Source organism: Brachyspira murdochii DSM 12563, from assembly GCF_000092845.1.
GTDB classification, from domain to species: domain Bacteria; phylum Spirochaetota; class Brachyspiria; order Brachyspirales; family Brachyspiraceae; genus Brachyspira; species Brachyspira murdochii.
The window spans coordinates 1,033,552-1,048,422 of record NC_014150.1 but is presented as its reverse complement, the minus strand read 5'-3'; the positions used below and the strand labels follow the sequence as shown (position 1 = coordinate 1,048,422).

Sequence of the window (14,871 nt, the reverse complement as noted above, 5' to 3'; positions counted from 1 at the left end):
AGATTAGTTATATACTAGCTTTATATTATAAATATTAAAATAATAAGGATATCTGCTGAAAAGCTCTATATCAAAAGTTTTATAATTATTTTTTTCTTTATAATGTTTTATTTTTTTACTGCCATTAAAAAAGAAGTTTATTTTTAGAAATGAGTTTATATTTTTTTCATTTATACTGTCATAAATATTTTTTGGTATTTGTATTAGGAGCAATTTGTTTTCTTTTATAGGTTTATAATTATTATATCCGTCTGTGATTTCTATATTGAATAGAGTAGGGTATATATTGATTTTATATGTGCTTAATATATGCCCTAATTTCATTATATTTATTTCTAAAATTTTTATATTGTATTTTTGATTTTGATTTGCAGTTATTTTTAATTCAATATCTGCATCTTTATCAAATGTTTCTATATATAAATTATTAGTGTCAAAATTATTATCTTCTAAAAATAAATTGTAATTATATTCATCTTTATGAAAACCTATTATATCAGAGTTTTCTCTGTGTATGTCATAGCCTTTATATTTTAAATCGCTTAATTTATAAATATCATCAGCCATAATTGAAAAAGCATTTATATAAATAGTAAAAAATAAAAAAATAAAATATTTATTCATTATTAATAATAATTTTATTGGTCAGCTGTAAATATCATAGCTCTGTTTGACTCAGAAGCATTTTTCCAAAACTCTATACTTCTGTAAAAATAGTCCCAAGTATATTCAAAGTCTTCATCATTTAACGGATACTCATAACCTTTTTCATCTATTTTAAAATACTTTTCTTTGAACTGTTCTTTTGTTATAGTTTCTATTTTTTGAGCTATATCTTTAACTACATTTGCTTTTTTTAATGTGATAATATAATCCTCTTCTTCATCACCATTTCCGTATAAAACATCGCCTCCCATTATTACAGAGCCTAAAGGATAATTATCATCACCAAATACCAAAAGCCCATCATTAGAAAGACATCTATGCATAGCGTCCCAAGATTTATCAAGTTCATAAATATATTTTCTATGCTTTTCAAAGTATATTTCTTCTAAATATTCACAAACAAAATCAGGTCTTTCAAGTCTTGAAGTTTTTAATAATTTATTTAAATCTTTATCGCTTAAAGCAAATAATACTCCTAAACAGCCCATAATCTAATCTCCGTATAATTAATTTTTTATTAAAAACTTTTCAATAATGATTTTGTAAAATTTAAATTTTTTTATTTATATTTAACTATAAAAGACTTATCAGCAATAATACATAACATTTTAATGTAGTTCTTCTATTTCTTTATTTATACATAAAAAATTATTCTATAAAAATACCTGATAAGTAAACTTATCAGATGCTCATAATTTTTTTATTTCATCTATACTTAAACCTGTTATTCTGCTTATATCTTCATTACTCATATTCATATTTTTTAAATTTAATGCTATGTCTTTTGCTTTATTTATTTCACCTTTTTCTATACCTTTTTCTATACCCTGTTCTATACCTTTCTCTATACCCTGCTGAAATCCTATTTCTATACCTTCTTTTTTTCCTGCTTCTCTTTCATACTGGAGCATTACAGACTGTCCGTAAAGAAAAGTATCTCTTTCATTATAGGCAGACATTTCTTTTTCATCGGCTACAAATCTTTTATATTTATCTATAACTTTAGTCATTATATCATTACCTCCTATAAGTTTATTAATATCTTTTTCTAAATCTTTTGTTGTAAAAAAATCAATCCAAGATAAAAGTTTATTTTTGTTATAGTCATTAGTACTAGCATTTTTTAATATTTCTTCAAATCTTTTAATTTCGATAAAATGTATCTGGAAATCGTCCAGTCTAATGCTGGGATTGTTAATATCAGCAAATGTTAAACATTTATGTTCTTTTTTATATCAGCTTCACTTCCAATATCTAAATTAAAATTTATAAAACTAATACTAATCATCTGGCTTATATTAATGTATAAATCACTTTCTTTTAATTCAGAAACTATATTTTTAGCTATGTAGTATAATATCCTTTTTATAAAATTATTGTTGCCTACTAATTGTATTTCAACAAGCACTTTCTTACCATCTTTAGTTTTTGCTTTAACATCAAGTATGGATTCTTTTAAATTTTCATTTTCAGGTAAGTTGTAAGGATTTATAATTTCAAGATTACTCACAGATTCAAAGCCTGCATCGTTTAAAACGGCATTAACAATATTTTCTAATATATCTTCATCGCCTTCAGTACCGATTAAGTATCGTACAAATAAATCATTAAGTCTGTTAATCTCTTTCATAGTTTAATTATACTAAAAATGATTTAATTTGTCAAAATGTATATGGTTGATTTTGAGTATTATAATATTTATTATAAAAGTTATGAATATCTGATTATTGGGTATAATAAAATATTATACCTCAATAAGTTATATATGAGGTATAATATTAATTATGTTGATATATTAAATTTCAAATTATTTGAAAAACTCAGAGAAAGGATTTTTAAAGTTGAATTTAAACTTACCTTTTTCAGAAGTTTTTTTATGAGGTACATTAACCTGAGTAGCTTCGTCTAAACTCATCATAAGTATTCCAACAACAGCAGAGTAGGCAGGATTATTTGCTATATCTCTTATACCTTCTATTTTATCAGGTACACCTATTCTTGCAGTTATTGGTGCTGCCCCTTTAACAGCAGTTTGATAAGCCTTAGCAAGCTCCACAAGCCCAGGAAGTAATGCTCCTCCTCCAGTAAATACCATTCCAGCAGAAAGAGAATCAATATATTTCATTTTGCTTAATTCTTTTCCGCATAAACTGAATATTTCTTCCACTCTAGGCTGTATAATTTCAGTTAAAACTCTTTTAGGTATAGTACGCATTTGTCCGCTTGCAGTAGGTACTTCAATAATTTCTTTTTCTCCTACCATGTCTATAAAAGCAAATCCATGATCTTTTTTTAATTTTTCAGCGGAAGGTATTGTTATTCTAAGTCCTTCAGCTATATCATTAGTAATATGCTGACTTCCGACAGGTATAACGGCAGTATGCCAAACAGAACCTTCCAAATATACCATCATAGAAGTAGTAGAATGTCCTATATCAAATACAACAACACCTAATTCTTTTTCATCATCAGTAAGGCATGCTTCAGCACTTCCGCGTATATTAACTATAAAATCCTTTCCAGAAAAACGCATTTTATTTAAAGTTTTTCTAAGATGCTCACTTACATGTTTAAGACCTGTTATAATATGCACTTTGGTTTCGAGTCTTGTACCAGACATACCTATAGGATTTTTTATTTCATCTTGTCCGTCTAACGAGTATTCCTGTTCTATAGCTTCTATTATTTCTCTGTCAGCAGGTATTAATATATTTTTAGCACTTTCTAAAACTCTGTCAATTTCAAGAGGAGTAACTTCTTTATCTTTTGTGTTTACCCCAATAACGCCTTTGCTGTTTAATCCTTTAATATGATCTCCGCCTATTGCCGCAATTATATCAGGAGCCTGTAAGCCAGCCATATGTTCGGCTTCATTGATAGATTTTTCTATGGCATTAGCAGCAGCATCTATATTGATTATTACCCCTTTTTTGATGCCTTCGCTTTCACTTTCACCTATTCCTATAATATCTAATTTATCATCATTAACACGGGCAATGACAGTTTTTACTGATGCACTTCCTGCATCTAATCCCGCTATAATTGGCTCTTTCAAGGTAAACTCCTAGTTAAATAGTATAATATTATGTTAATAGTGTCGGAAAAATATAGAGTATGATTAATGATTATTTTTTATCATTTTAATTTCATTATATAAGAAAGTTATTAATTCATTTAAATAAATATTTTCTATGTACAATGTATCTTTATCAATATAATTTTTATTTTCTTCTTTATATATTATATTTATTGTATTTTTTATTGTTTCTAAATAAGCAAAAATTTTAGATTTATAAACTTGGATTTTTATATTGTTCAATGAAGATATGCATTTATATATTCATCAAAACATTTCATTATTTCTTTTCTTAGAGCTATATTTATAATTATTTGGTAATAAAAATATATTTTAAATGCTCTAATAAATTCTTATTTGTTTTATCATTAAATTAAGTCTATTACAATTTTTATAAAATAACCCATTTGTTATTTTCATAGCACATTATAAAAGTTTGTCTTGCTTTTGAAGTAGTATCTTCCACTCTGTCATATACTGAAGAGTCGGCATCAATATATGCTTTTTGTCCGTCTAATTTTATATCATATACTTTATCTATTTTAGTTTCAAATTCAAAATCAAGTGAAGGATTACTTTGTACATATTCATCAGCATTTTTTATATTTCTGCTTTTTCTTAATATTTCTTTATAGTTTGCAGAATAGAATTTTTCATAAGCTATGCGTACATTTTCTTGATTGTAAGGCATTGAATAGAACTCTTTTAAAGAAGATAAAGCAAGCTGTTTTAATTTATCTTCATCATATTCTATTACTTCTCTATTTTCTATACTGTCTATATCATCTTTTAAAATAATTTCTACTCTTTTCTGTATATTTTCTTTATTATTATTGCTGCATGATGATATTAATAATATTATTGTAATGATTAATACTAATGTATATTTATGCATTTTTATTAAAGTCCTTCCAGTATTGATTTCCTTATATTTTGAGGCGGAGTCTCTTCTTTTTCTTTTATTCTCGTATCCGAAGTACTTGTAATATCGCTCATATTAAGATATTTAACTACGCTAGGTCTTTCTAATATTATTCTTATATCTCCATTCTGCCAAGCAACAGTATTAGCATCTAGGAATGATCCTTTAGTATATTTAGCATTTAATGCAGATAAAATCTCCAAAAAATCAACCTGATTAGGCTGAAAATTTATAGTTATTGAATAAAGCGAATCATCTTTAAAAACAAAATAACCGCTTTTGTAGAATTTATTTTCTTCCAATGCTAAGAAATCAGCACTTTCTTCAGCCGATAAATCTACAGTACCAGTCATATATTGTTTAGGCAAAGTCATAGTGTTGTCGCCTAATATTGCATTTATAGTGTCTTCTCTTGTTGCTCCAAGTTTAATATTTTTAAAACCAGTTATAGGAGTATTTATTACAGCAGGCTTTCTTCCCATAACTGCATCATTGGTTATATATTCTGTATTGTTATTATCCTGATTATTATTATTTTCTTCTGTTACTGTGTTATTATTATTATTTGGTACATATGCATCGTTTGTAGCATACTGCGGAAACAGATAACAGCCAAATAAAAATATCAAGATAATTATATATTTTTTCATAGCTTATTCCTAATCATTTTAGTTTTTAATTAATATAGTAAAATACAATCTTACTATATAATATCGGCTTTATTTGAATTTTCAAGCACTAATTTTTATTTTTTATAGTGATTTTTGGGTATATTAAATTTGACATTATGAGAATAAATTTTATAATTAATAAATTATTATATATAAAAAAAATTTGAAAAAATTATTAAATATTTTATATTGGTAAATTTATTAGGATTATTTGATGAGTAAATACTATAATCGCGTAACAATAATATGCGGTCATTACGGATCTGGAAAAACTACTTTTTCTATTAACTATAGTTTGTATATTAGGAAAAATACAGATAAAGAAATTTATATAGCCGATTTGGATGTAGTAAATCCTTATTTTAGGTCTAGAGAACATTCAGAGTATTTAAAAAATAAAAATATTAAAGTGATAGGTACCTATCTTCCTCAGTCTGGAGCTGATATACCTGCTGTATCTGCTGAAGTTTACTCCATATTTGACAGAAAAGATATTATAGGAATAGTAGATATGGGAGGAAACTCTGCTGGAAGTTTATCTTTTGCCACTTTCAGAGATAATGCAGATATAAATGAAACAGATGTATTTTTTGTACTTAATGCCAACAGAGATGAAAACTCTACAGCAGAATATGCTATTGGTCATTTAATAAGCATAGAGGCAGTTCTTGGGTTAAAGGCTACAGCTATAATTAATAATACCCATTTAATGAATTATACTTCAGCAGAAGATATAGAAAAAGGCGAGATGATAGCTTCTGAAATTTCAAAAGAAAAAAATATTCCGGTTAAGTTTACTTGTGTTGATAAGGGTTTTTACAGCAGGAATCCTAATATAACTTCTAGATATGATTTATTTGTGATGGATTATGATATAAAAAGTATGGGAAATGTTTTTTAGTTTTTGATTATGGATTATAATAACGTCAGATTATATGAGATAGCTTCTATGCTTTCGCCAAGTGTATATGAAACTGTGTTTTATAGTCAGTATCAGGGACGTTCAGATAAAGATGCTATTATTTTAGACGATGAAACTTTTGAAAGGTGTTATGTTTCTGACAACGTTTATAAGAATTTTTTATTTTCTAATTCGTCAAGATTAGGAAAAAGTGTTGATTATATAGGCGTTAATCAGATGCATAGTTCTATAATAGAGGACATGTATATATCAGATGTTCAGATAAAAATTAAGTTGAATGATATAGCTTTGACTAATTTAGCTAATACATTAATAGAGCTTAAGTCTATGAATAAAAGTATAGAGCCTTTTTATATTACTTTGATATTTAACGGTATTAACTATTATGCCAATAATTGTTTAGATGAAAATGAGAAATTAATACCTGTAGATGAGGGAGTTATTAATTCTATTTATTGTCAGGATCAATTAGCATTTGTTAATGATAAGCATATAGACATAGTTATTTCCACTCAGTCAGCAAATAGTAATAGACTAAGATATATGATAATAAATTGTCATAATATTGATGTTATTGAATCTGCTAAAGATGTGTGGAAAAATACTTTTAAAAATGATTTTTCTATGCTTTATGAATATTTTATAAATCTTAGAAAATCTAACAATTTAATTATGGAAGGAAGTGTTTATAAAAACATAATATCGGGTTATGAAAGATTTATGGACGATTTTATAGATTTGGACGATTTAGATGATCTTTAAATTTATTATGTTTTTAAGATTGGTTTATTTATGAGAGATATTAAAAATTTACTTATACATTCGCCTAATTGGCTTGGTGATATCATTATGTCTTTTCCCGCTATTTCCCTTATAAAAGAAAGATACAAAGATGCGAAAATTACAGTAATGACAAAAAAATCTATGTTTGGCATATTCAAAGCTAGCAGCTTGGTTGATGAGTGTTTGGAATTAAAAAGGTTTCCGCATTTAAGAAAATATCGTTTTGATACTGTAATATTGTTTCCAAATTCATTTGAGAGTGCTTTTAGGGTTTTCGGTCATGGTATAAAAAGGCGTATAGGATATAGGGCTGATTACAGAGACCTTATGCTTACAGACGCCGTTGATAGAAAGGGAGTGAGGTGGATACACACGGCAGATTATTACGTTAATTTGCTTAAGGCTATAGGAATAGATAAAAAAAGACCTGTTATCAAACTTAATATAAAAGAAAAACTATTAAATAAAGCTAAAGATTATTTAAAAACTGTAAATCCGGATAATAAAAAAATATTTGCATATGGTATAGGGGCAACTAATAGCTTTGGAAAGATTTGGAAGGAGGAATATTTTGCTGAAACGGCTAATTATTTATCAAAGAAATATGATGCTTTGACTTTATTTATTACTACTCCGAATGAGAAAGAGATATCAGACAGAATATCGGCTATGCTTTACAATGATCCTATTATACCGTATATGTCTCTTGATATGATAGCAGCAATTTTAAGTTTATGCGATGGTTTTATAGGAAATGATTCCGGAGCTATGCATGTAGCTTCTATAGTCGGCATACCTACTTTAGCACTTTATTTTGCAACACCAGCATATCAAAATTTTCCAATAGGCATAAATAGTCAGGCAATAGAGAAAAAGCCTGATAATCCAGCCTGTATATGCGGCGGAAAGAAGTGCGAGCTTAATACTTTTGAATGCAGAGAAATTATAAAACCTGATGAAGTTATAAGGAAGTTTGAAGAATTGATTAATTAATACCTATATAAAACTATCTTATATGGAATATGCTTTTATTTTGTTTTCCGTTTATTAAAGTATTTTTTATCCATCCGCTGTTGTCATTCATAGGTATCCATCTTCTCTCTTCTGTTCTGTAATGCCAGTCTTTATCTTCCTGATAGTATATTTGAACTCCGGTACCTTCATGTATATTAAGTATTTCATTATCATGGTAGTTAAACTCATCATAATCAGTACATGATTTCTGACCCATTTCAGAATAGTATTCGTTTAGAGACATTAATGATTCATTTAATTTTTCATCCATTTCTTTTACATTGAGACCTAATTTTTTGGCTTCTCTTATAGTTATAGGGTAATTATGAGAAGGATAGGCAGAATTAAGAGAGTTTGATATATTATCTATTAGTTTTTGATTGTCCATATGGTATGATAAAATATCTTTGCATAGTTTTATTGATAAACTTGATGCTCTGTCAACAGCACCCAAAACTAAAGGATGTATGTATTTGTATATATGCTCATAAGGATTATTATCATCGTTTACAGACTGCTCTTTCCATAGCTTTATAACTCTAGCCAATTCGTCCTGACTTACATAAACTAAATTATTGTCTTTATTTACAGGGGATAATTCATGCTGAATAGAAGTATCTACAGCTGTTATGAATGCTAAAGGTCCCATCTGTATTTCATCGGCCCCTAAACACAGCATAGTAGCAGCACTTGCCGCTTCTAATGGAAGAAGAGCAATTACTTTTTTAAATGATTGTCTTAATAGATGTACTATCCTTAAAGAAGCCTGTCCGCTTCCTCCTGAACTTTTTATAAAGAAATATATTTTATCACATTTGCCAATATGCTTAAGTACATCAGATAATACTATAACATCATTCTGACATACACTTCCTCCATTGGAATTCCAGTAAGAAAGAAGCGGAGCATCTAATTGTTTTGTTATTTTATTAATAATTTCCTGCGTTTTTGAAAAGAGTATCGGCGGTTTAATAGTATTAGTTTTATTAGATGTCTTTTTTGAAGCCATTTCTTATCCTTTTTTTATCTGTTTAATTTACATAACTACATTTCTTTAAAAGATTGTACATTAATAATAGATAATGTCAAATAATGATTTATTTTTTAATTAAATTTGCTTGACAAATTAAGAAATTTAGTGTATAAAAGTTGTATTATTATGCTTATTAATTAGTACAAGGAGTGCAATAAATTATGAAAAAGTTATTCGTAGTATTAACTTCCATTTTTATCGCTGCATCTGCTTACGGTTTAACAAACTCAGTTTTAATTGATTTTGCTTTAACTGGTAATGCTGATAACTTACAAGGTGGAGAAGGTGATACAAATGAATTAGTTCCAGTTGCAGAAAATCTTTATAATGATAACTGGGTAGTGTGGTTGAATGAATCTGCTAGATTAACAGAAAATCGCAGAAATTCTTATGTTACTAACGTAGACAGTAAAGGTAACAATGGTGCTTGGGAAGCTGGTAAAGTTCTTGGTATAAGAGTACATTTCCCATTAGCAGCTTGGAACAGCTATGCTTTAGTAAAACCAGTATATGAACTTGAAATGTATGGCGGTACTGACGGTACTAAATATACAGAAGGTAAAGGTGTTATACATAATGTTGGCGAAATTAAATCTATAAGTTCTTGGATTTATGGACGTAATTTCTTAGTTAGCTATTTTGTAAACTTACAAAATGAATTCGGTGAATTAAAATCTTATCCTATGGGTACTGTTTACTTCAATGGTTGGAGACAAGTAAGATGGGAAAACAGAGAATATTTGCCTAATGTTCGCGACAGAGTATTAGTAAGAGAACCTCTTTATCCTAGAATGGTTCCTTCTATCAAATTAGATTCTTTAGGTTTCTACAGAACTAAAGATACTCAAGGCGGCGATTTCATTACTTATGTTAAAGATGTAACAGTTGAGTACGATGTAGTAGTTGTTGATCCTGAAGAAGATATCGATGATGAAGGTACTTGGCAGATCTTAAAAACTGAAAATGATAGAAAACAAACTATAGAAGCTGCTAGAATACGTGAACAAGCAGAATTAAGAGATCTTGAACAAAGACGTATCGGTGACGGTACTCAAGAACAAGGTACTGCTGATAATGATACAGGTGCTGCTCAAGAGCAAGCTCAATAATAATCAGTTTTAGTATAACTAAATATGAAAATTAAGGGGAAACTGGAAAGTTTCCCCTTTTTTATTTGTATTTTTTATTATTTTATTTTATAATTAACAATTATAGAGTAAAATAATAAAGGAGTTTTATTTATGAATATAATGAATGAACCATTAATTAAAAAGGAAGATTCTTTATATCTTTGTATAGATTTGCAGGCTAAACTTATGCCTGCCATTAATGATATAGATACAGTTATCAAAAATACAAATCTTTTATTTAGAACAGCTGATATACATAATATACCTACACTTATAACTGAACAATATCCTAAAGGACTTGGAGCTACTGATGAAAGAATAATTCTTCCTAAAAATCATAAGCTGTTTGCTAAAGAGTATTTTACTGTATTTGGTTCTGAAGATTTTGTTAAGGAATTTAATTTTATTAATAAGAAAAATATTATTGTTTTTGGTGTAGAAGCTCATGTATGTGTTTATTATAGTGTAGTTCATTTAATAGAAAATGGATATAATGTTTATGTTGTTGCTGATGCTGTATCTTCAAGAACTAAAGAGAATAAAGAAATAGCTTTGAATCAAATGAGAAAACTGGGTGCTAATATAGTAAGTACCGAAATGATACTTTTTGGTCATATAGAACATTGTAAAGTTGATTGCTTTAAAGAAGTTAGTAAATTATTAAAAGAATAATATTAAAAAATAATCGGAGGATTTTTAAAATGGCTAGAAGAAAACTTATTGCTGGTAACTGGAAAATGAATAATTCTAATAAAGAAGCTTTGGAATTAGTTAATCAGTTAAAGAATTTAGTTAAAGATGTTAAAGACAGAGATATTATGATAGCTCCAACATTTACTTGTTTAAGTGATGTACATAATGCTGTTAAAGGAAGTAATATAAAATTGGGAGCTCAGAATTTATATTTTGAAGAGAAAGGTGCTTTTACTGGTCAAATTTCTGCTGATATGCTTTTGGCTGTAGGATGCGAATATGTTATTGTAGGACACTCTGAATGCAGAGATATTTTCGGTGAGAAAGATGAACTTATTAATAAAAAAGTAAAAAGAGCTTTAGATAAAAATCTAATACCTGTTTTATGCGTAGGCGAGCATTTAGAAGAAAGAGAAAAAGGAATTACTTCTGATATAGTAAGCAGTCAAACTAAAGAAGCATTCAAAGGTTTAAGCGAAGCTGAAGCTAAAAAAGTTGTTATAGCATACGAACCTGTTTGGGCCATTGGTACTGGCAAAACAGCTACTCCTCAGGACGCTGATGAAGTGCATAAAACTATAAGAGAAACTTTAAAATCTCTTTATAATGAAAGCGTTGCCGAAGGAATGATTATACTTTACGGCGGAAGTGTTAATGAAAAAAATGCTGATGATTTGCTTAATATGCCTAATATAGACGGTGCTTTGGTTGGAGGAGCTTCATTAGTAGCTGATAAATTCGCTAGAATAGTTAATTATATTGCTAAATAAAAATTAAAGTATTTAATATTATAGAGTATGTCATTTTATATGATGTACTCTTTTTTGCATTATATTAAAATATGATTATAAAGTACTTGTTTTATTTTTTATAAATATATATAATAAAATTAAAAATCTCATAAAAGAGTGTAATTTGAAGCTGTTTAGAATTTTTTTTATATTGGTATTTGTTTTTTATTCAAATATCTTATTTTCTCAATTGCCAAAAGCATATGTAAAAAAATTTTATTTTTGCAGCGGTAATATAGGAAACTCTAAAATATATTTATACTTATATATTAATGATAAAGCCGTTACAGGAAAATATTATTATGATGGTATAAATCAGTTTATCAATATAGAAGGCAGCATATCAAATAATATTATTGATATAAATGAAAAAGTAAATAATAGAATAACTGGATATTTTAATGGTACTGTTTCAGAGGATATGGTATTTTCAGGAGAATGGTCTTCTTATGATGGAAACAGTAAATATAATTTTGAGTTTGCAAATAATAAATCTTATCCTATAAATAATTTAGATATTATTAATTCATCATTAAAAATAGATTACGGAGATTATATTTTTGAATCGAGTAAAGATGCTGTTATTGTTGATAATGATAAGGGACTCAATTCTGTAGATAAAATTTCTTTAGATGTTGACGGCATAAGGTCTCTTAATTCGGAAAGAATGGAATTACTTTTAAATAATGAGATTATAGATGATTATAAAAGCTGGAAAGATTCATCTTACAGCAGTTCAGATTTTTATATGAAGAAGGAAATTAATGTTTCTTTTTTAGATGAAAAAATAATATCTTTTTCTGTTTATAACTATTCATATGCAGGCGGAACACATGGAATATATAATTTTATACCTTCTATATATTTAATTTCAACCGGTGAGAGAATAGGACTTAATTCATCAGAACTTTTAGAAAATAAAAATGACAGAGAGCTTATCAATTTAATGCAAAGTAAATTGCTTAGAAACTTTACTGAAAGAGATTTTTTTGATTTTTATTCTATAGAACTTAGCGATGTATTTGATATTACTCCTTCAGGTATCAAATTTATATGGCCATTATATAAAATATCAGGATATGCTCAGGGTATTATAGAAATTGATTTTACATATTTAGAATTAAAACCTTTTGTAAAAAGAGATTCTAAATTTTGGTATTTATTTGATAAACAATAATAATTATTATAAATAAAGGTTTTATTTTATGAATGACAATGATATTCACCCAATAATGAAAGAACTTACTAAAGTTACAAAAGAAATGCCTATGCCTGTTGTAACTGAAATAAAAATAATTACAAATAGAGATGCTTATAAAATTTTAATATCTACAATGCTTTCTCTAAGAACAAAAGACCCTACTACAAGAGATGCTTCTATGCGTTTGTTTGAAAAAGCAGGCAGTCCTAAAGACATGCTAAAACTCACAGAAGAGGAAATAGCAAAACTTATATATCCTGTAGGTTTTTATAAAGTAAAGGCAAAAAATATACTTGAAGTATCAAAAATGATTATAGATGATTTCGGCGGAAAAGTACCTGATGAAATAGATGAACTTCTTAAACTTAAAGGTGTTGGAAGAAAGGTTGCCAATTTGGTAGTAACTGAAGCATTTGATAAGGACGGAATATGTGTTGATACTCATGTGCATAGAATATCAAACAGATTTGGTTATGTTCATACAAAAACACCTGAAGAAACTGAGTTTGCCTTGCGTGATAAACTTCCTAAAGAGTATTGGCGTATTTATAATGATACTTTGGTAGTGTATGGGCAGAATCTATGCAAGCCTATTTCTCCTTTATGCTCTAAATGCACTGTATCACAGTATTGCGACTATTTTAAAAATGAATATAAAGATAAAAAGTCTTCTAAAAAAAGTAAATAAAATTGTATCATTTTTATACTTGTATTTTTGTGAAGCGTATCTGAGCTTGTAGAGTATATAATATACTTATAGCATCAAATATTATTATTCTTCTTTAATAAAAAAGATGCCAAATTTGACTCTGATATTATAACACCTAATAATATTAATACTACTCCTATTAAAGCAAATATTGTAATGTTTTCATTTAATATTATTTTTGAAGCTATAAGAGTTATTATTGGTATGAAATATATATAAGTATTATTTTTTACAGCACCTAAAATTTTAGTAGAATATGTCCAAGCTATAAAGCATAAAGTGCATGCTGCAAATGATAAAAATAAAAAGTTTATAATGTTTATAGGTTTTATATAATCACTAATATTAACATCAAACCCCATAAAAAACATTATTGGTATCATAAATATTATGCCGTACATAAATGTCTTTTTTGTTATTGTAACAGAATGAAATCCCATATCTCCTATCATCTTTATAAGTACAGAATAAATCCCCCACATAACAGCAGCAAGAATAGCCAGCATATCTCCAAGAGGATTTATTTTTAATATAAACTTTCCATTAAATGTTATAACTGATATTCCAACTATTGCAAATATAAATCCTATAATAAAATTTATTCTTAATTTTTCTTTTAATATTAAAGATGAAAAAATACCAGTGAATAGAGGACCAACTGCAACCAAGATTCCTACATTTGAAGCAAGAGAATAATTTAATGCCATGTTTTCAAATAGATAGTAAAGCGTTATTCCAGTTATTCCGGCAGCTGCAAATAATGCTTCTTCTTTTTTTGAATATATTTTATTGTTTTTAGGATATATTATCATTAAAAGTATAAAGCCTAATACAAATCTGCTTAAAAGAATTTCTATAGGTGAAAAATCATTCAATAATATCTTTGTAGAAATAAAGGTTACACCCCAAATTAATACGCTGAAAATAGTTCCAGCATAGGCTTTTGTTTTTTGATTAATAAACATGATTGTTTTCCATTTTTTAATGCTTTTAAATTATTTAGAAGAATCCTTTATTATATTTTTTATATATTCATCATCTTCCATAATGTTGGGAGATTTTTTTTCTTTTGATTCTTTTTCACTTTTATCAGCACATGATATTAATAATAACATTATTATACTTAATAAACAATATATTTTCTTTATCATTATTTAAAATTTCCCGTATAAAAGTTTTACTATATAAAACAGAAAAGTAAAGAAAATATAAAATTAAAACTATTTTATTATTAAAAGAGTTTGACAAAATATATAAATA

Annotated in this window: 16 protein-coding genes and 1 pseudogene; 8 read left to right on the top strand and 9 right to left on the bottom strand. The window is 27.2% G+C overall.

Annotation, left to right across the window (positions count from 1 at the left end; all coding sequences use genetic code 11):
• Positions 1-3 precede the first annotated feature (3 nt).
• The 6 genes and pseudogenes from BMUR_RS04480 to BMUR_RS04450 form a co-directional block, all read right to left on the bottom strand.
• Positions 4-567 (bottom strand): hypothetical protein, encoded by a 564-nt coding sequence (locus tag BMUR_RS04480; RefSeq protein WP_013113412.1) that lies wholly within the window; start codon positions 565-567, stop codon positions 4-6.
• A 71-nt stretch (positions 568-638) separates the two neighbouring features.
• Entirely contained in the window at positions 639-1,154 is a 516-nt protein-coding gene (locus BMUR_RS04475) for a YfbM family protein (protein WP_013113411.1), read from the bottom strand.
• A 201-nt stretch (positions 1,155-1,355) separates the two neighbouring features.
• Positions 1,356-2,296, bottom strand: a pseudogene (locus tag BMUR_RS04470) (Rpn family recombination-promoting nuclease/putative transposase).
• 177 nt (positions 2,297-2,473) lie between these two features.
• Positions 2,474-3,721 carry a cell division protein FtsA gene (ftsA, locus tag BMUR_RS04465; protein ID WP_013113409.1) on the bottom strand — a complete coding sequence of 416 codons (1,248 nt, stop codon included), beginning with the start codon at positions 3,719-3,721 and terminating at the stop codon, positions 2,474-2,476.
• A 412-nt stretch (positions 3,722-4,133) separates the two neighbouring features.
• Entirely contained in the window at positions 4,134-4,637 is a 504-nt protein-coding gene (locus tag BMUR_RS04455) for a hypothetical protein (RefSeq protein ID WP_013113408.1), read from the bottom strand.
• 5 nt (positions 4,638-4,642) lie between these two features.
• Positions 4,643-5,314, bottom strand: coding sequence for a hypothetical protein (locus tag BMUR_RS04450; protein WP_013113407.1), 672 nt, complete (start codon positions 5,312-5,314; stop codon positions 4,643-4,645).
• 235 nt (positions 5,315-5,549) lie between these two features.
• Between BMUR_RS04450 and BMUR_RS04445 the strand changes: the two genes are divergently transcribed.
• From BMUR_RS04445 to BMUR_RS04435, 3 genes are read left to right on the top strand one after another with little or no spacing between them, the layout of a single operon-like run.
• Entirely contained in the window at positions 5,550-6,236 is a 687-nt protein-coding gene (locus BMUR_RS04445) for a hypothetical protein (protein ID WP_013113406.1), read from the top strand.
• 9 nt (positions 6,237-6,245) lie between these two features.
• Positions 6,246-7,019, top strand: coding sequence for a hypothetical protein (locus BMUR_RS04440; RefSeq protein ID WP_013113405.1), 774 nt, complete (start codon positions 6,246-6,248; stop codon positions 7,017-7,019).
• A 30-nt stretch (positions 7,020-7,049) separates the two neighbouring features.
• On the top strand, positions 7,050-8,033 hold the full coding sequence (locus BMUR_RS04435) for a glycosyltransferase family 9 protein (RefSeq protein ID WP_013113404.1): 984 nt from the start codon (positions 7,050-7,052) through the stop codon (positions 8,031-8,033).
• Positions 8,034-8,046: 13 nt separating this feature from the next.
• Here the strand turns inward: BMUR_RS04435 and BMUR_RS04430 are convergent, their stop codons facing one another.
• Positions 8,047-9,063, bottom strand: a complete 1,017-nt coding sequence (locus tag BMUR_RS04430) for an SDH family Clp fold serine proteinase (protein WP_013113403.1) — start codon at positions 9,061-9,063, stop codon at positions 8,047-8,049.
• Between the two features lie 185 nt (positions 9,064-9,248).
• On the opposite strand from BMUR_RS04430, the gene BMUR_RS04425 reads away from it, so the two are divergent.
• The 5 genes from BMUR_RS04425 (at position 9,249) to BMUR_RS04405 (ending at position 13,590) form a co-directional block, all read left to right on the top strand.
• Entirely contained in the window at positions 9,249-10,196 is a 948-nt protein-coding gene (locus BMUR_RS04425; protein WP_013113402.1) for a flagellar filament outer layer protein FlaA, read from the top strand.
• A gap of 132 nt (positions 10,197-10,328) precedes the next feature.
• Positions 10,329-10,889: an isochorismatase family protein gene (locus tag BMUR_RS04420; protein WP_013113401.1), complete on the top strand. Its 561-nt coding sequence runs from the start codon at positions 10,329-10,331 to the stop codon at positions 10,887-10,889.
• Between the two features lie 29 nt (positions 10,890-10,918).
• Positions 10,919-11,680, top strand: coding sequence for a triose-phosphate isomerase (gene tpiA / locus BMUR_RS04415; RefSeq protein ID WP_013113400.1), 762 nt, complete (start codon positions 10,919-10,921; stop codon positions 11,678-11,680).
• A 145-nt stretch (positions 11,681-11,825) separates the two neighbouring features.
• A complete protein-coding gene (locus BMUR_RS04410) occupies positions 11,826-12,878 on the top strand; it encodes a DUF3298 domain-containing protein (protein WP_013113399.1) in 1,053 nt (350 codons plus the stop codon).
• A gap of 28 nt (positions 12,879-12,906) precedes the next feature.
• Positions 12,907-13,590 (top strand): endonuclease III domain-containing protein, encoded by a 684-nt coding sequence (locus BMUR_RS04405; RefSeq protein ID WP_013113398.1) that lies wholly within the window; start codon positions 12,907-12,909, stop codon positions 13,588-13,590.
• 74 nt (positions 13,591-13,664) lie between these two features.
• Here BMUR_RS04405 and BMUR_RS04400 read toward each other — a convergent pair whose 3' ends face one another.
• Both BMUR_RS04400 and BMUR_RS14720 read right to left on the bottom strand, forming a co-directional pair.
• The gene (locus BMUR_RS04400) at positions 13,665-14,576 is read right to left on the bottom strand and encodes a DMT family transporter (protein WP_013113397.1); all 912 of its coding nucleotides are present in this window, start codon (positions 14,574-14,576) and stop codon (positions 13,665-13,667) included.
• Positions 14,577-14,606: 30 nt separating this feature from the next.
• Positions 14,607-14,762 carry a hypothetical protein gene (locus tag BMUR_RS14720; protein WP_013113396.1) on the bottom strand — a complete coding sequence of 52 codons (156 nt, stop codon included), beginning with the start codon at positions 14,760-14,762 and terminating at the stop codon, positions 14,607-14,609.
• Positions 14,763-14,871: the final 109 nt, after the last annotated feature.